This is a genomic window from Actinacidiphila yanglinensis (genome assembly GCF_900107965.1).
GTDB lineage: Bacteria > Actinomycetota > Actinomycetes > Streptomycetales > Streptomycetaceae > Actinacidiphila > Actinacidiphila yanglinensis.
This window is the reverse complement of the sequence record NZ_FNVU01000010.1, coordinates 43391-65739: the sequence shown is the minus strand read 5'-3', so window position 1 is coordinate 65739 and position 22349 is coordinate 43391. Positions and strand designations below refer to the sequence as shown.

Here is a 22349-nt window from a genome sequence, read left to right as displayed (position 1 = left end):
GCGATCCGGGGGAAGATCGACCAGCAGGCGAACCGCAAGAAGACGGGCTCGGCCAGAGGACGGCAAGCCACCCATCACGCGCTGTTCTGGGCACGCGGACCGCGGGGCAGCGGCGGTTTGGTCGGACGGCTCCCCCTACCCGGCCGTCTTGGTGCGCTGAGTGGGCCGCCCGGGAAAGTCGCGGGCGCTCATCCAGATCGTGAGGTCGCGAGCGACCCGATCGATGCTGGTCGCGGTCGCGACGTCGTGTTCGCGGCGGGTGGTGTCGCGGCGGACGACCTCGTAGCCGCCGTCGTCCAGGACGGCGACCGACGTGAACCAGGCCGGATCGTCTTCGTCGGGCTGGATCACGACAAAGGTGTTGCCCGAGTCGTTGAGGTCCTCGATCAGCATGAACAGGGCGTCCTCGGACGGGTCATCGATATGGTCGCCGTTCTCGCTCTCGGCCCGGTATCGCGCAGCAGCCATCGCTTCTGACTCCCCGACCCGGGTCAGGCGAGGGGGAAGTCGCCCGCCTTGATGCCCGCGACGAACGAGGCGAACGCGTCGGCGGGGAGGGCCAGTGCTGGGCCGCTCGGGTCCTTGGAGTCACGGACCGGGACCAAGCCCTGTGCGGCAACGAGGTTGACGGCAACCTCGACGCAGGCCCCGCCGTTGCTGCTGTACGAAGACGTGAACCAACGCGGAGTTTGGGTCGTCACGGCGTGCCCTTTCGTAACGTGCTGATCATGGCGACGGTGTCCGCTTGGGACAGAGCTTCCACCTGTAGGTGATGGTAGGCCGTCAGCATGGGCAGTACGAACGTGCTTTCGCGCTCAAGATGTCCACGATGAGCAGACTCGGCGTAGGACACGAGGGAGCGATCCGGCAGGGTCAACAGGTAGACAGGCAGGTCAAACGCGCGCCGTGCACCAAGGCTGAACGGGGCGATCTGGAGAACCGTGGACGGCAGCTCGGCGAACTCAACGAGCCGATCCAACTGAGCTGCCATGACCCCCAACCCCCCGACCGGGCGCCGGATACAGCTCTCGTCAAGTACCGCGTAGACGAGAGGCGCCGGGGTTCGAATAAGAGACGCTTGCCGCTCCGCAAGGAGAGCCAGCCGTTGCTCTGCCTGCTGCTTGGTGATCGACCCCCGACTCACCGCGCTCCCGGTGATCGCCGCCGCGTACTCCGGTGTCTGGAGCAGACCGGGAACGAGTCCGACCTCGAACACCCTGATCTCAGCAGCGCGTACCTCCTGCCGGACGTACTCCGGGAAGCCCTCCAACAGCGCGGTGTTCTTCAGGGCGGAGACCATGCGTTGGAACTTGTCGCCAGTGCCAAAGGCCGTGTCAGCACTCAGCGCGAAATGACCAGTTGGAGGGCGACGACCAGTTTCGACGGCGGATATATGCGTCCCGGTGCACCTCATACGTGCGCCCAGTTCGTCCTGCGTCCATCCGCGCTCATCCCGTAATCTGCGCAGATGCTGGCCGAACGCCGCCTCCGGCGAACTATCGGGGTCCAGCTTCTTCCGGTTCACCATGCGAGAGCCCTAACTCTCCGAGCAAAACACTCAAGTTGAAGACTCCCAGACTCTAGGCCACCCTGACTCCTCCCGGTAGTGGACCCATTACGGAGAGGAGAACCGTATGTCCGGCAGCAGCGGCGGGAGCCGTACCCGGAAGGACCCGTTCGACTGGGAGTGGGTGTCCGCGCGGGAGGTGTACACGAGCGAACTGGCCTACCGTCGGCAGCAGTCCGGGCTGACCCTGGTGCAACTCGCGGCGCTCTGCATGTACGAGCAGAGCTACCTGCACCGGCTGGAGCGCGGCACGCGACTCGGCACGCTCGAAGCGGCCGCCGCGCTGGACAAGGTGTACGGGACCGGGACCCTGCTGGTGAAGCTGTGGCACCTGGCCCGACGCGAGGCGAAGGACCGCCCGTTCCTCGGGCTGGTCCCGTTGGAGGCGGACGCGGTGAGCGTCCAGGAGTACGCCGTCAGCGCGGTGCCCTACCTGCTCCAGACGAAGCAGTACGCCGAGGAACACCTCCGCTCCGCGCGGCCGCGCAGCGTCGAGCAGTTGGGCACCCAGGTCGCCGCCCGGCTCAAGCGGCAGGACCGCCTCACCGGACCGAACCCCGTGCACTACCGGGCGCTGATCGACGAGGCGGTACTGCGGCGCGGGGCGCGGGACCCGCAGGCGTGGACCGCCCAACTGGAGCACCTGATCGAGGTGGCGCAGCAGCCCGACATCTCGCTGCACGTCGTCCCGTTCGGCACCGGACCGCACCACATCCGCAGCTGCCTGGAACTGATCTTCTTCGAGGACGGCCACACCGTCGCCTACACGCAGAGCAGTTGGAGCGGCCACCTCGTCGAGGAACCCGAGGACGTCGAACCGCTGCGCCTCGCCTACGACCTGCTCCGGGACACCGCCCTCACGCCGGCGGCCTCACTGGCGTTCCTGCGCGCAGTACGGGAGGAGCACGTCGCGCAGGAACGCCCGGGCGACCCGGCTCAGCGCAGCGTCACGTTCAACGTCGCGCCGTAGGTGTGCCGGGTGGTGGCCTCGATCCGGGTCGCACCCTGGGCGCGGGTGACGCGGACACCGTCGTCGGCGGACACCACGCGCAGCCGCCGCCCGCGCAACGTCACGGTGACGGTGTCCCGCGCGGTCGTCGGGTCGGCCACCGAGACGGAGACCTCGCCGCCCCGCGGCTCGCGGACGATCACGGAGGCGGGGCCGTCGACCTCCAGCGCCCCGGTGCGATGCGATCCGGGGGTGAACGCGTTGGCCGCGGTGATCCCGAGCCCGGCGTGCCGGACGGCCTGGAACGCGGTGGAGTTGGCGAGCACCGACAGCGGCCCGCGGTGCCCGGGCGCCCCGGCCGTGCCGTACGACCGCAGCGCGCTCTCGGTCCCGCCCGGCACCAGCGCGTACGCGAACGACGCGGGCGCGTCGCCGGCCGGCTGGTCGTGGCCGAGGGAGAAGACCTGCTTGGTCACCGCGGTGTTCGGGTTGGAGGTGCGGATGGCCTGCCGGCTGCGGGTCACGGTCTCCAGGCCCACCCGGACCTGGGCGTGCGGGTCCTGGCCGGGACCGTCGAGCAGGACGTACCCGATCGCGGTGCCCTGGGCGGTGTCCGCATAGCGCAGCCACGCCAGCGGGGCGGTGCCGGGGCCGGTGAACGGGCTGCCGTCGCGCAGCGCGCCGGAGACCGTGACCGGGTCCGAGGCCGCGGCGATGCGGGTGTCGAACGTCGTGGTCACCGCGCGGCCCGCACCGTCGCCGACGCCTGCGGCGAGCACCACGATCTCGTCGTCGAACAGGTACCAGGACTTGGTGGCGCGCGCGTTGCGGTAGGCGACGAAGTCGGAGGGCAGCGTGCCGTTGTGGGCGGCGACGTAGGCGGCGTCGTCGGACAGCACCAGCCCGCAGGTGCCGTACGCGCCCGAACGCGCGCCGCCGGAATGGGCGTTGGTGGACAGCGGGAAGTACACGTAGGTGTTCTGGGACTCCGACGACGAGGTGAAGCCGGCCGCCGGGTTGTCGTACCAGGCCGTGCCGTACAGCTCCGGGACCGTCTTGCGCTCCTCGACCGGCGCGGTCACGCCGCCCAGGGCGTACGGCGAGACGGTGGTGAAGTAGTCGACGCCGAACGCCTGCGTCTGGTCCTGGCCGGAGAGGTAGAGGTAGTGCGCGCCGGCGCCCTGGAACCAGGGCATCAGGTTCTCGCCGCTCATGTACTCGTAGCCGCTGATCCGGGTGGAGCTGCGGGCCAGCGTGAAGGTCCAGCCGGGGCGGCGGTGGACGACGCGGTCCATGGCGTTGAACGCGGAGTGCTGCGCGGGGGCATTGAGGTCGGCGGCGGGCACGGAGGGGTCGGCGAGGATGTCGGCGTACCGGGCGACACTGACCGGGGAGACGAAGGACGCGGGGTTCACCGGCGTACGCGACTCCTGGTGGACGAACTTCGCGTACCCGGCCAGCGCCGCCGCGTCCGCGCCCGTGGTGTACGACGCCAGGTCCACCACGGACTCCACGACGGTGCCGACGTCGGCGTACCCGGTGCCGGTGCGGGAGACCGCCCGGCCCTTGACCGCCTCCATCATCCAGCCCTCGAAGATCAGCGGCGCGAAGCTGTTCGCGACCCAGCCGCGCGCGGGACCGACCAGGTCGGCTCCGCTCAAGTAGGCGGTGCCGTCAAGGAGTTTGACGGTCTGCACGATCCGGGTGAGCAGCCCGGTGCCGTAGGAGCCGGTGTAGGCCACGGACGCGTGCTGGAGGTACGACCCGTCGGCGTAGAAGCCGTCGGTGACGCCGTGCTGGAGCGCGTAGGGGTCGATGGTGGCGAGCACCGTCATCTGGTCCGCGACGGCCTTGGTGATCCTGGCGTCGTCGTCGAGGAGCGCGCCCTGCAGCATCCGGTCGGTGGTGATGTCGGCGAGATTGGCGCCGGTGTGGAAGCGGGAGTCGAGGTCGACGTCGCCGTCCTTGCCGTTGCGCAGGTAGCCGTCCATCGCGGCGACGTAGGACGTGGCGAGGTCGGGGCGGGAGGAGGCGGCGACGGCGTCCTTGAGCAGGATCAGCGTCTTGGTGGCGTACTGCGGGATCCCGATCTCCCAGTTGAACCAGTTGCCGTAGTAACCGCTTGCCTGGTCCCCGAAGTAGTGGTCGTACAGCCAGCCCATCCCGTCCACCACGCGCTGCTGCACGGCGGCGTCGGCCACCAGGTCTGCGGCGCCGCCCGGCACCCGGGTGGCCAGCGCGATCTCGTACAGATACTGGAAGGACGAGGTGAGGTTGGGGTCGCTGGTGCCGAGGACGAGGCCGCCGAACAGCTCGTCCCCGCCGGACGCGGCGTCCATGGCGGTCAGCCGGGTGCGGGCGGTCGCGGCCATCGCGGCGGTCTTGGCCGCGACGTCCGGCCGCGCGTTGGACTGGTCGGTGCCGGCGAACACGTCGACGGTGTTGGCCAGTACGGTCGCGCGGTCGGCCGGGCCGCCCGCCGCGCCGGCGCCGGCCGCCCACGCGCGGGACGGCTGCGTCACGGCCAGCAGGGCGGTCGCCGGAACCGCGGCGAGCAGGGCACGACGGGAGATCTGCACGGCGGAACCCTCCAGGGGGCGGGCGGTGGAAAGCGCTTGCCGCATTCAAGCAACACCCGACCTCGATGTCACTAGTCAGGCACGCGGAAAACGCTCACGGCACGCTCGGTGACGTTCCGTCAGACATGCGGGGTCTGCGCGACCGCGTGGGCCGCGGTCCAGCGGTCGACGCGTTCCCACTGGGCGAGCAGCCACTCGCTGCGGGCCTCCTGGCCGGGCGGGACGGCCGCGGCGGGTATGCGCCACCAGTGCGCCCGCACCGGACGCCGCAGGGGCAGCGCGGACCAAGCGGCGCGTGGGGAGTCGATGATGTCGAGCCCCGCGTGCGTGACGAAGACGACGTCCGCGGTCGGTGCGGCCGCGAGCGCGGCCAGCGCCCCGCCGTCGCGCGGCGGCAGGACGTAGTGCAGCCGGGAGGCGCGGTCGGCCCGCCGCCGCAGGCCGCGGCGGCGCAGCCCGGCGATCGCCCGGCGGTGGCGGCGCGGGGTGAAGTTGCCGCCCTCCGGGAAGAGGACGAGCGCGTCCCCGGCGCGCAGTCCCGCCGCGAGGGAGGCGATGCCGTCCGTGGCGGTGCCGGAAGCGGGCGGCAGGAAGCGGTGCGGTACGCGACCCAGCAGCACGTCGAGGCAGGGGTCCGCGCGCAGCATGCCCTTGAGCACGGTGTGCGGGAGCAGGCCCGCCTCGGTGAGCAGGACCTGGAGCAGCAGGAAGGAGTCGCCGAGGCCCGCGTGGCGGACCAGGACGAGCAGCGGCGTCCGATGCGGGCCGTCGCGCGGAGGGAGCGCGGGGGTGATCTCGACCCTGAGCCGGAAGACGCGTGCGGCGGTGCGGCGCAACAGGGCCAGCAGCCGGGCCAGCGCGGCGAACGCCGTCACCTGCCGCCTGCCGCGGGCGGCCGGGGTCGCGCACGGATCCCGGAGGAACAGCGCCGTCGCCAGGGCGAGTCCGGCCAGGTCCACGAGGAGGTACAGCAGCGCGAAACCGGTGAACCGGGTCTGCCGCCACGGCCCCCGCGTGAGCGAGGAGACGGGAGCGCCGAGGACGGTCACGGCCACCAGCACCGCGCCCGCGACCGGGATGAGGGCCAGCAGCAGCGCGACGGTGGCCGTCCGCCGCAGCAGCGCCACCACGGAGGAAGCGGCCGAGCCCGCGGAACGGTTCGCGCGGGGTGCGCGGTTGTATACGGCTTCCGCGGCGCTGTATACGGTTTCCACGGGCGCGGGCGCGCCTGCGGACCCGTCCTCCCCCGCACTCCCGCGCTGCCCCGGGGTGGCCGGCGCGGGATCGGCGGCCGTTCCGGGCGGGGGCACGACCGCTTCGGCGCCCGGCGGGGGTACCTGCTCGGGCACGCCCGGCTCCGCACCCGACGGCGGGGCCTGCCCGGGCGCCACCGACCGTGCAGCCGGCCCCTCACCGCTGCCGGCAGGGGGCGTTGCCCGCGGGTCGTCCGGCCGCGGGGACGGCGTCGTCATGCGGGGGCACCGCCTTCCGCACCCGAGGCACCGCCCTCCGAATCCGGCGCACCGCCTTCCGCACCCGAGGCACCGTCACCCGGCGCACCGTCATTCGGCGCACCGCCCTCCTCCCCCATCGCACCGTCGAGGTAGCGCGCGGACGCCGCGTAGGCGCGTTCGATGCGTGCGGCGGTCTGGTCGAAGGCGGCCCGGTGCCGCAGCCCCCGCAACGTGCCGCCGGTCTCCTCGCGGGTGGAGGCGCTGGGCAGCACGTGGACCGTGACGTGCGGCGGCAGGTCGGCCATGTCGCGGGCGAAGCGGTGCCTGCGCGCGATCTCGAAGGCGACCGTGGCCACTTCCCACGGCAACCGGGGCGGGGCGAGGGCGTGCTCGACCCGGCCGACCTGGAGGACGTAGATCTCGCGTGCGCCCAGCGCGACGGCCCGGCCGACCGGGATGCTGTTGACCAGCCCGCCGTCCACGAAGTGCGCGTCACCGAGCCGGACCGGCGGCAGCAGCCCCGGTACCGCGCAGGACGCGACCACCGCGTCGACCAGCGGCCCGCCGCCGAACCAGTGCTCGGCCGCGTCCTCGATCCGCGCCGCCACACACTGGAACGGCACGGCCAGGTCCTCGATGCGGGCGACCGGCAGGTGGGTGCCGAGCAGGGTGCGCAGCGGCGCGTCCGCGTACAGGTGGGTGCCGGTGCGCACGGCGGTGGACACCCGCCCCACCAGCGACCCGGTGAACACGCCGGCCCGCCCGAGGCCGGTCCACAACTCCTCCAGCCGCGCCACCGCGTCCTGCGACGGGTCGGCCGCGACGGCCGCCCCGTTGATCGCGCCCACGGACGTGCCCAGCACCAGGCCGGGCCGTACTCCGGCGGCGAACAGCGCCTTGAGCATCCCGACCTCGTGCGCTCCGAGCGCCCCTCCCCCACCCAGCACGAACGCCGGTCCGCGCACCGGTGCAGGACTGCTCTCCATGCCGCCCCGCGTGCCCCGTCCCGGCGCGACCATTCCGTCGCGATCGCCCGCGATCCCCCGGCGTCCGCCGAGCGGCCCCGCGGCGGAGCAACCGGCGCGGCCGATTCACCTGCTGATGACGCGTCAGAAGCCGCACCCCGGGGTACTCCTACCGAAGAGCCCTCCGCGAGGCTGCGCACCTCGGCCAACTGCTCGGCCGCTCATGAGCTTTGCCGACCTGAGACGTTTCAAAGGTGCATAGAATAACGGCGCCGAACGGCCTCCGCAATGGGGCGTACCGGCACGATTCGGAAACGATGCCGACCGCTCGGCCCCGGCCGCCCCGGCGCGCCCTCGGGGCGCAACCGTACACGCACCGGCCGGACCTCCGCCGACACCCGCCATGACCAGGGGCGTTGCCCGGAAGGGGGCCCCGCGGGGCAGCCGGGACCGGGCGGGCGGCCCGGCGGCGGGAACACCGCGTGGGCGCGAAGGGCGGCCGGGCGACCAGGGGTTCCGGGCCCGCCCGGCGGCCCGCCGGAGCCGCCTCGCCGACCAGCGGTCTTGACCGCGAGCGGATATTACGCGCCGGACCCTAGACGCGGAGTGACCGAGGCCATAGTGTCGCCTCCGTCAACTTTCGTGAAACGTTCCAATTTTTATCGGTGACCCGAACGTCCGGACCGAGGGCACGACGCGTCCGGACGGCGTTCCGAGGAGGGGGTGGACACAGATGTGGCGAGCCCGCCGCGGAGACGCACCACACCAAGACGAGGACCTGGCACGATGAACCATCCGGTAGGTAAAGAGCCGCTCCTGGTCCTGGAGAAGGCGGCCAAGCGCTTCGGCGCGGTGCGCGCGCTCGAGGACGGGTCGGTGACCCTTCATCCAGGGGAGGCGCACGCCCTGCTGGGCGAGAACGGCGCGGGCAAGTCCACGCTCGTGAAGATCCTCGCCGGCGTGCACCAGCCCGACAGCGGGCGGCTGGTGATCGGCGGCACCCCGGTCGTCCTGTCCGGCCCCGCGGCCTCCCGCGCCGCCGGGGTGTCGATCATCTACCAGGAACCCACCCTCTTCCCCGACCTCACCGTCGCGGAGAACATCTTCATGGGGCGCCAGCCGCGCCGGGCCGGCCGCCGGATCGACCGGACCGCGATGAACAAGGCGGCCGTGGCGGTCTTCGAGCGCCTCGGGGTGCAGTTGGACCCGCAGCGCCAGGCGCGCGGCCTGTCCGTCGCGGACCAGCAGATCGTCGAGATCGCCAAGGCGCTGTCCCTGGACGCCAAGGTGCTGGTGATGGACGAGCCGACCGCCGCGCTGACCTCGGTGGAGGTCGAGCGGCTCTTCGACGTGATGCGCACCCTGCGCGAGCAGGGCGCCGCGGTGCTGTTCATCTCGCACCGGATCGAGGAGGTGCTGGCCAGCTGCCAGCGCGTCACGATCATGCGGGACGGGCGGTTCGTGAGCACCGCCCCGATCGAGGAGGTGACCGCCGACTCCATCATCCGGTCGATGGTCGGCCGCGAACTGGGCGCCCTCTTCCCGAAGACGGAGACCGACCCGGGCGAGACCGTGCTGGAGGTCGACCACCTCACCCGCGAGGGCGTCTTCGAGGACATCAGCTTCAGCGTGCGGCGCGGCGAGATCGTCGCGCTGGCCGGGCTGGTCGGCGCGGGCCGCAGCGAGGTGGCCCGGGCGATCTTCGGCATCGACCGCCGGACGTCCGGCACGGTCCGGGTGAACGGCAGGTCGCTGCGCAACGGCGCGCCGGCCGCGGCGATGGCCGCCGGGGTGGCCCTGGTGCCGGAGGACCGGCGCCAGCAGGGCCTGGTGATGGACATGGGGATCGACCGGAACGTCGCGCTCGCCTCGCTCGGCCGGCTGGGCCGGTTCGGCCTGATCCGGCGCGGCTCGGAGCGGGATCTGGCCTCGACGTGGGCGGACCGCCTGCAGTTGAAGTTCGGCCGGATGAAGAACGAGGTCTCCACGCTGTCCGGCGGCAACCAGCAGAAGGTCGTGCTCGGCAAGTGGCTGGCCCGCGGCCCGTCCCTGCTGATCATCGACGAGCCCACCCGAGGGATCGACGTCGGGACCAAGGCCGAGGTGCACCGCATCCTCGACGGCCTGGTCTCCGACGGGATGGCGGTACTGATGATCTCGTCCGAACTGCCCGAAGTGCTCGGCATGGCCGACCGCGTCCTCGTCCTGCACGAGGGCCGGATCACCGCCGAGCTGAGCCGCGCCGAGGCCGACGAGGACTCGATCATGCGCGCCGCCACCGGTTACGCGGCGGTGGCGTCATGACCGCACAGCTCACCGCACCCGCCCCGGCGCCCGACACCGAGCGCTTCGCCCGCGGCGCCGCCCTGCTGCGGGCCCGCGAACTGGGCATCGGCGTCGCGATCGTGCTGGTCTTCGTGGCCACCACGATCAGCAACCACGCCTTCGCCAACGCGCACAGCATCCAGCAACTGCTCACCGGCGCCGCGCTGATCGCGCTGCTGGGCGTCGGCGAGACGATGGTCATCGTCACCCGCAACGTCGACCTGTCGGTCGGCTCGGTGGTGGGCCTGTCGGCCTACATCGTGGGCGACGTCTTCAAGCACCACTCCGGCTTCCCGGTGCTGCTGGGCTACGTGCTCGGCATCGTGATCGGCGCCGTGATCGGGTCGATCAACGGCCTGATCACGGTCGTCACCCGGGTGCCGAGCCTGGTGGTGACGCTGGCGATGCTCTACATCGTCCGCGGTGTGGACGGCGTGATCGTCAACGGCAAGACCATCGACCCGGCCGCGATCCCCAAGTCCTTCACCGAGGTGGGGTACCGGACCTTCCTCGGGGTGCCGTGGCTGGCCATCATCGTCGCGGTGGTGGTCGCGGTCGTCGGGTACGCGATGCGCTCCTTCCGGGCCAGCCGCGACCTGTACGCGATCGGCTCGAACCCGGAGGCGGCCTCGCTGGCCGGCATCCCCGCCGGGCGCAGGGTGTTCACCGCCTTCCTGATCAGCGGCGCGCTGGCCGGCTTCGCCGGCTCGCTGTTCCTCGCCCTGCACGCCCAGATCGACGTCACCGGCGGCAACGGCTACGAGCTGACCGTGGTCTCCGCGGTGGTCGTCGGCGGGGTCGCCATCTTCGGCGGCAGCGGCACCGTACTGGGCGCGGCCCTCGGGGCGCTGCTGCTGAACACGATCAACCAGGCGCTCGTCGCCGCCAAGATCTCGTCCTTCTGGAACGAGGCGATCGCCGGCGGGCTGCTGCTGGCGGCCATCGCCTTCGACCGCTGGCTGGGCCTGCGGGTGGCCCGCAGCCTCCAGTCCGCACAGGGAGCCCACCGTGACGCCTGACATCACCACCAAGCCGTCGGAGACCGTCTCCTACCGCGGCGCCGACGACGGCGGGCAGCCGCTGTGGCGCAAGCTGGTGCGCTGGGAGACCGCGCTGGTCTTCGTGCTGATCGCGGTGCTGATCTTCGGCTCCGCGAAGGAGTCGGGCTTCCTGGACGGCACCAACTTCTTCTACATCAGCCTGAACATGGGCGAGATCGCCATCATGGCGCTGCCCCTCACGCTGATCGTGATGACCGGCGAGATCGATCTGTCGGTCGCCTCCATGCTGGGCCTGTCCGGCACCGTGATGGGCTCGCTCTTCCACGACGGCTGGTCGGTGTGGGCCGCGATGGCGGCGGCACTGCTGGTCGGCGCGGCCGGCGGCGCGCTCAACGGGCTGCTGGTCGCGAAGATGGGGCTGCCGTCGATCGCGGTGACGATCGGCACGCTGACCCTCTTCCGCGGGCTGGCCGAGATCGTGCTGGCGCCGCGCACCATCACCGGCTTCCCGATCTCGCTGACCAAGATCGGCGTGGTGCCGGTGCAAGGGACGAAGATCGCCTGGTCGGCGCTGATCTTCCTGGTGCTGGCCATCATCTTCGGCGTGGTGCTGCACGCCACCGCGCTGGGCCGCTCCATCGTGGCGATCGGCCTGCAGCCGGAGGCGGCCCGCTTCTCCGGGGTGCGGGTCGACCGGATCAAGTTCGGGCTGTACGTGGTCTCCGGCGTCTTCTGCGCGCTGGCCGGCATCCTGTTCACCCTCAAGAACTCCTCGGTCAGCTACGACGCCGGCACCGGGCTCGAACTCAACGTGGTGGCCATCGTGCTGCTCGGCGGGGTGTCGATCTTCGGTGGCCGCGGCACCGTCATCGGTGTGGTGCTGGCCGTGGTCATCGTCGGCTGCCTGCAGCAGGCGCTGACGCAGATGGGCGTCCAGCCGGAGGTGCAGAACATCGTCACCGGCTCGCTCCTCCTGGTCAGCGTGCTGGTGCCGAACAGCGGCGAGCTGGTCCGCAGGATCAGGGCACGCCGGCGGCGCGGGCCCGTGCCCGCCGCCTGACGACCGTCCCGCCCGCCGCTCCCCTCATCACCGGCCGGTACCCGGCGGCGCCGGCCGTTCCCGTCCAACCCTCTGAAGAAAGACAGTCACGTGACCATTAGCAGAACGGCGCGCCGCAGGGCGACCGCGATCCTCTCCCTCTCCGTGGCCGGCGTCATGCTCGCCGCGTGCGGCTCCTCCTCCAACGCGGGTTCGGACCCGACCGGCAAGCCGACCGCTACCGGCGTGAAGAAGGGCCTGACGGTCTACTTCATCCCGAAGGACACCCAGAACCCCTACGAGGTGCTCGCCGACCAGGGCGGCAAGAAGGCGCTCGAGGAGCTCGGCGGCAAGGTCGTGGTCAGCAGTGGCACCGCCGACACCGCGGCCGCCCAGATCCCGTCGATCCAGACCGCGATCCAGAAGCACGCCGACGCGATCGTGATCGCCGGCAACGACCCGTCGGCGCTGTGCCCGTCGCTCAACCAGGCGTCGGCCGCCGGGATCAAGATCGTCTCCTTCGACTCCGACATCTCCTGCGGCACCAGCCCGAACCACCTCTTCATCAACCAGGCGGACACCGCGGACGTCGGCACCTCCGAGGTCGACCTGCTGGCCAAGCAGATCGGCAGCACCGGCCAGGTCGCGATCCTGTCGGCCGCGGCGAGCGCGACCAACCAGAACGCCTGGATCGGGTTCATGAAGAAGCAGCTCACCAAGTACCCGAACATGAAGCTGGTCAGCACGGTGTACGGCAACGACGACCCGGCCACGTCGCTGACCGTGCTGCAGGGCCTGCTGTCGGCGTACCCGAACCTCAAGGGCATCATCTCGCCGACCACGGTCGGGATCTCCACCGCGGCGCAGTACCTGTCCAACCACAAGGACGTCGCCAAGAAGGTCACCCTCACCGGGCTCGGCCTGCCGTCGCAGATGAAGTCCTACGTCAAGGACGGCACCGTCAAGTCCTTCGAGCTGTGGAACCCCAACCAGCTGGGCTACCTGGCCGGTTACGCCGCCGCGTCGCTCGCGTCCGGCAGCGCCAGCCTGCAGACCGGGTCCACCTTCAAGGCCGGCACCCTCGGCAGCTACAAGGTGCTCGCCCCGGCGAGCGGAGTCGGCCCGTCGGTCGTGCTCGGCCCGCCGACCGTCTTCGACGCCTCCAACGTCGACAAGTTCAACTTCTGATGTCGCGGGGCGCCCGGCCGGCCTCCCGCGGAGGCCGGCCGGCGCCGGCGGCACCCGGGACGCCCCCGGCGCCCGGAGAGCACGAGGGAACGACCACCGGATGAACCGCTACTGCTTCCTGCTACGGGTCAGGCCCGACCGGCTGGACGAGTACCGCGAGCGGCACGCGCAGGTATGGCCTGAGATGCTGCGCGCCCTGGACGCCACGGGCTGGCACAACTACTCGATCTTCGCCGCGGACGACGGGCTGATCGTCGGATACGTGGAGGCCGACGATCTGGCCGCCGCCCAGGCCGCGATGGCCCGTACCGAGGTGAACGCCCGCTGGCAGGCCGAGATGGCCCCGTATTTCACCGGACTGCACGGGCAGCCGCCGGACGAAGGATTCCAGCTGCTCCGGCAGATCTTCAACCTCGACGACCAACTGCGTGCAAGCGGAGAAGGGCCCGGCCGATGACCACGACTTTCGACTCCTCCCAGCCGTACGACCCCTCCTCCCCGCCCGGCCTGGAGCGGATCACCGCCCGCCGGACCAAGGTGGGGCTGGTGGCCGGCGGACTCGGCGCCTACTGGCCGCAGTTCCCGGACCTGCTGCCCCAACTCCAGCGTTCCTCGGCCCGGGTGGCCGAGCGGATGCGGGCCCTGGACTGCGAGGTGGTGGACGCCGGGTTCGTCTCGGACGCGGAGGACGGCGCCCGCGCCGCGGAGACGCTGCGGGTGGCGGGCTGCGACATCATCGTCGGCTTCCTCACCACCTACATGACCGCGTCGATGCTGGTGCCCATCGCGCAGCGCAGTGGCGCGCCGGTGCTGCTGATCAACCTCCAGCCCACCGAGGCGATGGACCACGCGACCTTCGACACCGGCCAGTGGCTGGCGTACTGCGGTGCCTGCCCGCTGCCGGAGATGGCCAACGCCTTCCTGCGCTGCGGCATCGACTTCCGCTCGGTGTCGGGGTACGTCGAGGACGAGCGGGCCTGGGCCCGGATCGGCCGCTGGATCAAGGCGGCCGGGGTCAGGGGCGCGCTGCGGCACGGCCGGCACGGCCTGATGGGCCACCTCTACCCCGGCATGCTCGACGTGTCGACCGATCTGACCCTGGTCCCGGCGAACTTCGGCGGGCACATGGAGGTGCTGGAGTTCGACGACCTGCGGGTGCGGGTCGCCGCGGTCACCGACGCTCAGGTCCGGGAGCGGATCGAGCTGGCCCGGGAGGTGTTCGACCTCGACCCGACCGTCCAGGAGGAGGACTTCCGGTGGGCGGCGAAGGTGTCGGTCGGACTGGACCGGCTGGTCGACGACTTCTCGCTGGACAGCCTCGCCTACTACCACCGCGGGCTGGAGGGCGAGCAGCACGAACGGCTCGGCGCGGGCATGATCCTGGGCGCGTCGCTGCTCACCGCGCGCGGGGTGCCCGCCACCGGCGAGTACGAGCTGCGCACCTCGCTGGCCATGCTGATCGTGGACCGGCTCGGCGGCGGCGGCTCGTTCACCGAGCTGCAGGCACTCAACTTCCGCGACAACGTGGTGGAGATGGGCCACGACGGCCCGGCGCACCTGGCGATCAGCCAGCGGCGCCCGCTGCTGCGCGGCCTGGGCGTCTACCACGGCAAGCGCGGCTGGGGGGTGTCGGTGGAGTTCGACGTGGCGCACGGCCCAGTGACCACCTTCGGTATCGCCCAGCAGCGCGACGGCGCCTTCCGGTTCGTCGCCTCGACCGGCGAGGTCGTGCCGGGACCGCTGCTGGAGATCGGCAACACCACCTCGCGGGTCGACTTCGGCTGCGACCCCGGCGAGTGGACGGACGCGTGGAGCGCGACCGGCATCTCGCACCACTGGGCGCTGGGCGTCGGCGACCTGATGCCGCAACTGCGCGCCACGGCTGATCTCCTCGGCGTCGAGCTGGTGGAGGTGGCGGTATGAGACCGGACCGCCCCACCGCGCCCGCACCTTCCCCCCACCCGGCGCAGCACGCGCCGGAACCGTCAGCACTGGAAAGCAGGTCCGCCCATGGCCGGTCGTGAGGCAGCCAAGAACGTCCTCCGCACGCAGCGGATCGAGTTGCCGTCGTGGGCGTTCGGCAACTCCGGCACCCGGTTCAAGGTGTTCGCCCAGCAGGGCGTGCCCCGCGACCCGTTCGAGAAGATCGCCGACGCCGCGCGGGTGCACGCCCACACCGGTGTCGCGCCGACCGTCGCCCTGCACATCCCGTGGGACGAGGTCGAGGACTACACGGTGCTGGCCCGAGCCGCGTCCGACGCGGGCATCGCGCTGGGGACGATCAACGCGAACGTGTTCCAGGACGACGACTACAAGCTCGGCAGCGTCACCAACCCCGACCCCGCCATCCGGCGCAAGGCGCTGGACCACCTGTTCGCCTGCGTCGACGTGATGGACAGGACCGGCTCGCGCGACCTGAAGCTGTGGTTCTCCGACGGCACCAACTACCCGGGCCAGGACGACATCCGGGCCCGGCAGGACCGGCTGGCGGAGGCGCTGGCCGCGGTGTACGAGCGGCTGTCGGCCGACCAGCGGCTGATCCTGGAGTACAAGCTCTTCGAGCCCGCCTTCTACACCACCGACGTGCCGGACTGGGGTACCTCCTACGCGCACTGCCTGCGGCTGGGCGAGCGGGCGAAGGTCTGCGTCGACACCGGCCACCACGCGCCGGGCACGAACATCGAGTTCATCGTGGCGTTCCTGCTGCGCGAGGGGAAGCTCGGCGCGTTCGACTTCAACTCCCGCTTCTACGCCGACGACGACCTCATCGTCGGCGCCGCCGACCCCTTCCAGCTCTTCCGGATCCTCTTCGAGGTCAAGCAGGCCGGCGGGCTGGACCAGGACTCCGGGATCGCGTTCATGCTCGACCAGTGCCACAACATCGAGCCCAAGATCCCCGGGCAGATCCGGTCGGTGATGAACGTCCAGGAGGCCACCGCCAAGGCGCTGCTGGTCGACACCGAGGCGCTCGCCGCCGCGCAGGCCGCCGGTGACGTCCTGGGCGCGAACGGCGTGCTGATGGACGCCTTCAACACCGACGTGCGCCCCCTTCTCGCCGAACTGCGCGAGGAGATGGGTCTGGACCCCGACCCGATGGCGGCGTACGCGCGGTCCGGCTACGCCGACGAGATCGTGGCCGGCCGGGTGGGCGGCAACCAGGCCGGCTGGGGCGCCTGACCGACCGCACCTCCACCGACGCCCGGGGGGCGGGTCCGGCAGCTGCCGGGCCCGCCCCCCGCGGTCGTTCAGTGGAAGGTGACGGTGGTGGGGGCGTGGACGCTGCGGGCCGGGAGGGTGACGGTCAGGCTGTGGTCGGCCGCACTCCACTTCCAGGCCGACCTGGGCAGCCGGGTGCCGGTGGCGGCCACCGCGGTGGGCTCGGAGACCCCGCGGACGGTGACGGTCCACTGGCGGCTGGCGACCTGGCCGTGGAAGGACCCGGACGCCGGTCCGATCGTCAGGGTGTGCTGTCCCTTCTTCTCGGTGTAGTGGATCGCGGTCGTCGAGGAGTGGGTCGCGGACGGCGCCGACGTGCCGTCGTCCTCGTAGAGCGAGAAGGAGCCCGAGGCGCCGCCGGCGACGGTGAGCGTCACCTTCGTCAGCGGGTTCTGCACGTCGTTGGTGACGTGGTCGGTGCGGGTCGGCACGATCGCGCCGGCCTTCACGAACACCGGCATGCTGTCCAGCCCGGTGGTGATGGTCTGGGTGGTGCCGCCGGGGTAGGTCTGGCCGGTGAAGTAGTCCGTCCAGGTGGTGCCCGGCGGCAGCCACACCGAGGTGGTGGCGGTGGTGCCGGGCGTGGTGACGGGCGCCACCAGCACGTCGGGACCGTACATGTACTCGCTGTCCGCGGTGGTGTAGGCGCTGTTCTCCTCCGGGTACTGCAGGTACATCGGCCGGACCACCGGGACGCCGGTGGTGTTCGCCTGCTGGGAGAGCGTGTAGGTGTACGGCAGCAGGTCCTCGCGGAGGTTGAGGAACTTGTCGGCCGAGGTGCGGGCGGCCGTGCCGTACTGCCAGGGCAGCCGGTCGCTGTGGTTGCCGTGCAGCCGGTCCACCGGCTGGAAGGTGCCGAGCTGCACCCAGCGCGCGTACAGGTCGTCGGGGAGCTTGGTGGTGGACTTCTGCGTCCCGCCGTCGTTGTACGTCTCCGAACCGGTCAGCCCGGTCGCGTCGTTGAACCCGCCGATGTCGTGGCTGACCGCCGACAGCCCGGTGGACGCGGACTCACCCGGGGTGTAGCCGACCTCGAACTTCAGGGTGCCCCAGGTGGAGGAGGTGTCCCCGGTGAAGTGGACGGTGCTGCGCTTGTCCGCCCACGGGCCGGTGGGCACCCCGGTCGGGCTGCTGTAGCCGCCGGACTGGAGCGAGCCGTAGGCGCGGGAGAGCACGAAGCCGCGCCCGACCGTCTTGTTCGCGTCGGTGGCGTACTGCTGGTTGATCCAGGCGTCGGGGGTGACACCGGCCAGCGTCGAGTCGGAGTTGTCGCAGCACCAGTCCAGCCACCAGAAGTCGGCGCCCTGCTGCTCCATCGTCTGGTGCAGGCCCATGTACGCCTTGAGCTGGTCCGGGTCGCCGAAGTCGAAGGTGTAGGTGCACACGCTTCCGCTGCAGCCGCTCTTGGTGAGCTTGTTCTTCGCGGTGGCCTCGGCCTGCGCGAACTGCGGGTCGTTGGAGACGATGCTCGGGTGGATGTTCAGGGTGTTGTGCAGGCCCTGGCCCGCCGCCCAGTCGAAGAACGCCTTGGGGTCGGGGAACTTGGCCGGATCCATCTCCCAGCCGTCCCAGGTGGCGGGCGACTTGAAGTCGGTGTCGGTGACCAGCGCGTCGAGCGGCACGCCCTCGGAGCGGAAGTCCGGCAGGATCGTGTTCTCGTAGTCGGCCGCACTGCGGTCCATGTACTCCGAGTACCAGACGCCGTAGGCCCATTCCGGCAGCAGCTCGGAGGGGCCGGTGAGGGTGGCCAGGTCGGACAGGCCCTGCTGGTAGTCGTGGCCGTAGCCGAACAGGTAGCCGTCCTGGTAGGCGGCACCGCCGTGGCCGGGCCGGGCGGTGGCCGTGCCGGTCGCGGTGGAGTACAGCGCCGAGGAAGTGTCGTTCAGCAGGTACCAGCCGTCCCGGTAGAGCAGGCCGGGCGTGGTGGCCGGGTCGCCGTTGTCGCCGTTGACCCCGTCCAGGCCGCGGCGGTAGCCGCCCAGCGCCAGGTGCGGCGGGGGCGCGGACGCGCTGCTCGCCGTGACGGACACGGTGTCGGCGTTGACGTGGCAGCTCGTCGCGTCCGGGCAGCCCAGGCTGATGTCGTCGGTGCCCGCGGTCAGCTTGACCGGGACCGACGCGGTGCCCCAGGTGTCCCAGTCGGTGGTGGCCGGCAGGTTGAGCGTCGTGGTGGCGCCGCCCGCGGTGACCGTCATGCTGCGGGTCTGGTGCAGCCCGTCGCCGCCGACGCCGTTGGCGTAGCGCAGCCGCAGCAGGTAGGTGCCGTCGGCGGGCACCCCGACGACCCGGTGCGCCAGTCCGGCGCCCTGGTTGAGCTCGGCCACGAACCCGGCCCCGGAGTAGCCCTGGTGGTCGGTGGCGACCTTCGCCGAGCCCGAGGCGCGGCCCGCCTCCGACTCGCAACTCGCCCCGAAGGCACAGTCGGTGATCGCGGTGGCGGAGACCCCCGGGTAGGAGGCGCCGGGCGTGACCACCGCGATGCTGTCGACGTTGACGTTGCCGGAGTCCGCGGCGGCGTGCTCCAGCGTCACGGTGTGGTGGCCCGCGGTCAGGTCCAGCGGCACCCGCGCGACACTCCAGGTGTTCCAGTCCGCGGTCACCGGCAGGCTCACCGTGCGGGCGGTGCCGCCGTCCACGGACAGCGACAGGGTGCGGGTGGTGTTCTGGTTGTCGCCGCCGAGCGCGTTGGCGTAGCGGGCGTCGAACTCGTAGCTCCCGGCCGAGGAGGCGTTCACGTCGGCGGTCACCGCGTCGCCGGCGGAGGTGAAGCCGGCCAGGAAGCCGGTGCCGGTGGCCCCGGTGTGGTCCGAGGCCGCGCTGACGCCGGCGGCGGAGAGGTCCTCCGCCTCGCACAGCGCGCCGACGTCGCAGGTCAGCCCGTTCCAGGGGGTGGCGGTCACCGGGTCGGACCCGGCGGTGAGGTTCACCGACAGGTTCTGCGCGGTGAACGCCCCCGAGTCCAGCTTGTACCGCAGGGTCACCTTGCTCGTCTTGAGGGTGAGCCAGCCGCCGGACGTGCTGGAGGTGTAGGGCGTGGAGGTGAAGGAGTCCCGGCCGATGGCGTTGAAGGTGGCGCTGTCGGTGAACGTGCCGTCGCCGGCGTACTCGGTGCGGATCAGCGTCGGCGACAGCACCTCGAAGCGGGCGTTGCCCTCGGTCACGGTCGGGATGTGCGGGTGGGCCGCACCACCACGTGCCAGGGCGGACTGCCCGGTGCCGGTGAGCACGGTCGCGGCGGCGGCCACCGCCGCGACGACGGCCACCCGCCGCCGTATCGTGCGCGTCCTCGCGCGCCTGGTCATGGTGCTCACCGTCCCAGGCTCAGGAGCGCGAAGACGCCGCCGACCACCGGGCGCGCCTGGAAGCCGTTCTGGTGGTCGTTCACGGTGTCGTACCAGTCGCTGAACGGCACCCGGGACGGGGTGGTGTGCACGAACTCGTAGAGCGAGTCGATCAGATAGCCGCTGACCGGATGGTCACGCAGCCACGCCGCGGTCCACATCTCCCAGTCTCCCTTGGTGTAGGCGTGCCGCACGTCCAGCGGGATGCCGAACGGATTGACCTGGGTGAGGTACCAGGCCGCCTCCTCGGCGGCGACGGAGTCCGGCACCAGGCCGAGTCCGAGCAGCGCGTCCGGGTAGCCGTTGTACTTCAGGCTCCAGGTGCCCGGCTGGTCGTAGGCGAGCTTGAGGTGGTCCGGTGTGGTGTCCTGCGCCTTGCCGACCCACTGCCCGATGTAGTCCTTGGCGACGCCCAGGTAGCGGGTGCGGTCGGCGGCGTTGCCCGCCGCCGCCGCGACCTGGCTCATCGCACCCAGCGCGAGGATGCCCTTCAGGGCGAGGTTGGCGCTGTGCCCGATGAAGCCGGTGAAGTCGTCGGTCTGGTTCTGGAAGCCCGGGTCGAGGGCGTTGTCGACCAGGTAGTCCGACCACTGCTTGAGGATCGCGTAGTGCGCGGTGGCGAACGCCTTGCGGGTCGCCGCGTCCACCCCGCGCAGGTAGGCCGCGGTCATCAGCAGCATGTTCGCGGACTCCTCGACGGGCATGTCCTCCTCGTTGCCGTCGTTGTGGCCGGCGGCGTTGGGGTAGGAGGAGCCGAGGTCGTGCGGGGCGAACTGCTTGGGCCAGCCGCCGTGTTCGGCGTACTCCAGCAGCGGCGCCAGCAGCAGCCCGAGGTAGGCCGGGTCGGCCCAGGCGAAGACCGGCGTCGCCGGGTAGGTGACGTCCACCGTGGAGACGTTGCCGTCGGAGGAGATCTCCTTCAGGAACGCCCAGGGCTCGCCGTCCCTGCTGACCAGTTCCGTGCCGCCGAACGCCTGCCGCAGCGCCAGCGCGCACAGCGCCGCGTACTTCGGACCGCCGGCCGCGGTCGCCTCGGTGCGCACCTTGCGGTCGAGGGCGGCGGTCCGGGTGGCGGCCGCGTCCGCGTCGGCGTGGAAGAAGGCCGCCATCTGCTGCCAGGCCGGCCAGTAGGACCTCCACAGCGGAGGCAGCGGAGTGCCGAGGTAGCTGACCGCGGGCTCGCGCACGTGGCCGAGGGACAGCACCGCCCGCTGCGCGGTGCGGCGGACGCTGCCGAGGTCGAAGTGGAAGGCGAAGACCGGCCAGTCGTCGTTGATGGCCCGCGGCTGGCGGGTGTCGGAGCTGTCGCCGAGCCTGCCGTCGGTCAGGGCGGCGGGCCGCACCGCGGTGTCGGCGCCGATCTGCCAGGTCAGCCCGGTGCGGCCGGTGGCGCTCCACACCACGGTGCCCCAGCTCGCCATGTCCCCGTTCTCGGCGAGCTCCTTGGGGGTGTCCGGGGTGAAGGACAGCGAGGTGACCGTGGCACTGCCGGCGCCGGGCACCTGCTCCTGCGCCCAGCGGATCTTGGTGCCGGTGTCGCCGTGCGCCCACTCGCCGGAGATGTCGAAGTACAGCTTCACGTCGTGCGCGGCGCCGTCGAGACTGCTGACCTCGGCGGTCAGGTACGACAGCGGCATCGACTGCCGGCGCAGGTCGCCCGGTTCGACCGGGGACAGGAAGGTCAGCGCCAACTCCACGCCGGCCGCCTCGAAACGGAACGCCGAGCGGGTCGCGGTGGTGGTCAGCGAGCGCTGCGCCATGCCGCGCAGCACCTGGCCGTCGATGTTGGGCGCGCCGAGGAAGAGGAAGGGCACGCCGTCGATCTGCGCGATCCCGGTCATCGCCACGGTGTGGCCGGTCCAGAACGTCGGCCAGGTCCCCGCGGTGGTGCTCGCCGGCAGCCACGCGCTCAGGTACGGCGAGCGCACCGCCAGCGGCACCGACGGCGGCCGGATCGGGTCGAAGACGGTGTCTCCGGCGGCGGGTGCGGCGCCGCCCTTGGCGGAGGTGCTCGCGGCGGAGGCGTCCGCCGTGTCCGCGCCGGCGGCCTGCGCGGTGCCCGCGAGCCCGGGCAGCAGCCCGGCGCCCGCGACGCCGAGCGCACCGGCCGCACCGGTCCACCGCATCAGGCCGCGCCGGGACAGCCCGCCCGGTTCCGGTCCGTCCGGGGCGCCCGGCAACCCGGTGTCGTCGGTTCTCTGTGTCATCGGTTTCCTCCAGGGACCGCTCCCTCGGGAGCGGATGGCAGGGGCGCGCGGTCCGGCTCGGAGCAGGGGCGGAGCGGGCCGGAGCCCGGCGGCGGCGGGTCCGTCGGAAGAGTTTCCTACAACGATGTAAAGCGAAGCAGGTCGATGACAGCACAGGCCCGATGCCATGTCCATCCCTCGTACCGGACGGATTCGCGCCGCCCGGCACCACGCGCGGACGCTCCGGAACGGCTACTCCGGGTAAAGGAAAACCCTTACCGATCAGCAGGTTTGAGGTCGACTCAGGTGGTGCGCGGGAATCCGGACCGCGGCCTCCGGCGGCGCCCGCGCCCCTCGACCGCGGGCCCGCACGCAGCTCGCGACGAGACCCGGAGCGACGCCATGGAGTGCGGATCGCCCCAGCAGGACGACGTCATCTCTCCATCGTTGTAAAGACGTCCCGGCCGGGACCCGACCGGGCGGCTCACCAGGCGGACGGCCTGCGGAAACCGTGCGGGAAAGCCCTGACGCGACCCTTG

At 71.7% G+C, this 22349-nt stretch carries 16 protein-coding genes; 8 read left to right on the top strand and 8 right to left on the bottom strand.

Annotation, left to right across the window (positions count from 1 at the left end; translation table 11 throughout):
• Nucleotides 1-135: 135 nt before the first annotated feature.
• Genes C4U44_RS22835 through C4U44_RS22825 form a run of 3 tightly spaced genes read right to left on the bottom strand, consistent with a single transcriptional unit; the run spans nt 136 to nt 1528 of the window.
• On the bottom strand, nt 136-468 hold the full coding sequence (locus C4U44_RS22835; protein ID WP_103887844.1) for a hypothetical protein: 333 nt from the start codon (nt 466-468) through the stop codon (nt 136-138).
• 23 nt (nt 469-491) lie between these two features.
• A complete protein-coding gene (locus tag C4U44_RS22830) occupies nt 492-701 on the bottom strand; it encodes a DUF397 domain-containing protein (protein ID WP_103887843.1) in 210 nt (69 codons plus the stop codon).
• Nucleotides 698-1528, bottom strand: coding sequence for a helix-turn-helix domain-containing protein (locus C4U44_RS22825; RefSeq protein WP_103887842.1), 831 nt, complete (start codon nt 1526-1528; stop codon nt 698-700). The genes C4U44_RS22830 and C4U44_RS22825 overlap by 4 nt, the downstream gene beginning before the upstream one ends.
• A 106-nt stretch (nt 1529-1634) precedes the next feature.
• Between C4U44_RS22825 and C4U44_RS22820 the strand changes: the two genes are divergently transcribed.
• Nucleotides 1635-2537 carry a helix-turn-helix domain-containing protein gene (locus tag C4U44_RS22820; protein WP_103887841.1) on the top strand — a complete coding sequence of 301 codons (903 nt, stop codon included), beginning with the start codon at nt 1635-1637 and terminating at the stop codon, nt 2535-2537.
• Here the strand turns inward: C4U44_RS22820 and C4U44_RS22815 are convergent.
• From C4U44_RS22815 to C4U44_RS22805, 3 genes are all read right to left on the bottom strand, one after another.
• Nucleotides 2504-5095, bottom strand: a complete 2592-nt coding sequence (locus tag C4U44_RS22815) for a polysaccharide lyase family 8 super-sandwich domain-containing protein (protein ID WP_103887840.1) — start codon at nt 5093-5095, stop codon at nt 2504-2506. The two genes, C4U44_RS22820 and C4U44_RS22815, sit on opposite strands and share 34 nt — an antisense overlap.
• Before the next feature lie 119 nt (nt 5096-5214).
• A complete protein-coding gene (locus C4U44_RS22810; protein ID WP_235032271.1) occupies nt 5215-6444 on the bottom strand; it encodes a lysophospholipid acyltransferase family protein in 1230 nt (409 codons plus the stop codon).
• 119 nt (nt 6445-6563) lie between these two features.
• Nucleotides 6564-7535 carry a patatin-like phospholipase family protein gene (locus C4U44_RS22805; RefSeq protein WP_103887838.1) on the bottom strand — a complete coding sequence of 324 codons (972 nt, stop codon included), beginning with the start codon at nt 7533-7535 and terminating at the stop codon, nt 6564-6566.
• Between the two features lie 765 nt (nt 7536-8300).
• Between C4U44_RS22805 and C4U44_RS22800 the strand changes: the two genes are divergently transcribed.
• The 7 genes from C4U44_RS22800 to rhaI all read left to right on the top strand — a co-directional run bounded on the left by C4U44_RS22800 (nt 8301) and on the right by rhaI (nt 16244).
• Nucleotides 8301-9818 carry a sugar ABC transporter ATP-binding protein gene (locus tag C4U44_RS22800; RefSeq protein ID WP_103887837.1) on the top strand — a complete coding sequence of 506 codons (1518 nt, stop codon included), beginning with the start codon at nt 8301-8303 and terminating at the stop codon, nt 9816-9818.
• Entirely contained in the window at nt 9815-10858 is a 1044-nt protein-coding gene (locus tag C4U44_RS22795) for an ABC transporter permease (RefSeq protein WP_103887836.1), read from the top strand. Before C4U44_RS22800 ends, C4U44_RS22795 begins: the two co-directional genes overlap by 4 nt.
• Nucleotides 10848-11900 (top strand): ABC transporter permease, encoded by a 1053-nt coding sequence (locus C4U44_RS22790; RefSeq protein WP_200823359.1) that lies wholly within the window; start codon nt 10848-10850, stop codon nt 11898-11900. The genes C4U44_RS22795 and C4U44_RS22790 overlap by 11 nt, the downstream gene beginning before the upstream one ends.
• A gap of 96 nt (nt 11901-11996) precedes the next feature.
• Nucleotides 11997-13067: a substrate-binding domain-containing protein gene (locus tag C4U44_RS22785; RefSeq protein ID WP_103888047.1), complete on the top strand. Its 1071-nt coding sequence runs from the start codon at nt 11997-11999 to the stop codon at nt 13065-13067.
• Nucleotides 13068-13167: 100 nt separating this feature from the next.
• A complete protein-coding gene (locus tag C4U44_RS22780) occupies nt 13168-13524 on the top strand; it encodes an L-rhamnose mutarotase (RefSeq protein ID WP_103887835.1) in 357 nt (118 codons plus the stop codon).
• Nucleotides 13521-14990 (top strand): L-fucose/L-arabinose isomerase family protein, encoded by a 1470-nt coding sequence (locus tag C4U44_RS22775; RefSeq protein WP_103887834.1) that lies wholly within the window; start codon nt 13521-13523, stop codon nt 14988-14990. Before C4U44_RS22780 ends, C4U44_RS22775 begins: the two co-directional genes overlap by 4 nt.
• A gap of 87 nt (nt 14991-15077) precedes the next feature.
• On the top strand, nt 15078-16244 hold the full coding sequence (gene rhaI / locus C4U44_RS22770) for an L-rhamnose isomerase (RefSeq protein WP_103887833.1): 1167 nt from the start codon (nt 15078-15080) through the stop codon (nt 16242-16244).
• A gap of 68 nt (nt 16245-16312) precedes the next feature.
• On the opposite strand, the gene C4U44_RS22765 is transcribed toward rhaI, so the two are convergent.
• Nucleotides 16313-19585, bottom strand: coding sequence for a TIM-barrel domain-containing protein (locus tag C4U44_RS22765; RefSeq protein ID WP_103888046.1), 3273 nt, complete (start codon nt 19583-19585; stop codon nt 16313-16315).
• A 5-nt stretch (nt 19586-19590) separates the two neighbouring features.
• Nucleotides 19591-21831, bottom strand: coding sequence for a glutaminase family protein (locus C4U44_RS22760; RefSeq protein ID WP_103887832.1), 2241 nt, complete (start codon nt 21829-21831; stop codon nt 19591-19593).
• Nucleotides 21832-22349: the final 518 nt, after the last annotated feature.

Excerpts from the sequence above, each read along its gene's own strand:
- C4U44_RS22775 (WP_103887834.1), top strand. The coding sequence starts at position 13,521 with ATGACCACGACTTTCGACTCCTCCCAGCCGTACGACCCCTCCTCCCCG.
- C4U44_RS22800 (WP_103887837.1), top strand. The coding sequence starts at position 8,301 with ATGAACCATCCGGTAGGTAAAGAGCCGCTCCTGGTCCTGGAGAAGGCG.
- C4U44_RS22795 (WP_103887836.1), top strand. The coding sequence starts at position 9,815 with ATGACCGCACAGCTCACCGCACCCGCCCCGGCGCCCGACACCGAGCGC.
- C4U44_RS22760 (WP_103887832.1), bottom strand. The coding sequence starts at position 21,831 with ATGACACAGAGAACCGACGACACCGGGTTGCCGGGCGCCCCGGACGGA.
- C4U44_RS22820 (WP_103887841.1), top strand. The coding sequence starts at position 1,635 with ATGTCCGGCAGCAGCGGCGGGAGCCGTACCCGGAAGGACCCGTTCGAC.
- rhaI (WP_103887833.1), top strand. The coding sequence starts at position 15,078 with ATGGCCGGTCGTGAGGCAGCCAAGAACGTCCTCCGCACGCAGCGGATC.
- C4U44_RS22805 (WP_103887838.1), bottom strand. The coding sequence starts at position 7,535 with ATGGAGAGCAGTCCTGCACCGGTGCGCGGACCGGCGTTCGTGCTGGGT.
- C4U44_RS22835 (WP_103887844.1), bottom strand. The coding sequence starts at position 468 with ATGGCTGCTGCGCGATACCGGGCCGAGAGCGAGAACGGCGACCATATC.
- C4U44_RS22765 (WP_103888046.1), bottom strand. The coding sequence starts at position 19,585 with ATGACCAGGCGCGCGAGGACGCGCACGATACGGCGGCGGGTGGCCGTC.
- C4U44_RS22780 (WP_103887835.1), top strand. The coding sequence starts at position 13,168 with ATGAACCGCTACTGCTTCCTGCTACGGGTCAGGCCCGACCGGCTGGAC.
- C4U44_RS22825 (WP_103887842.1), bottom strand. The coding sequence starts at position 1,528 with ATGGTGAACCGGAAGAAGCTGGACCCCGATAGTTCGCCGGAGGCGGCG.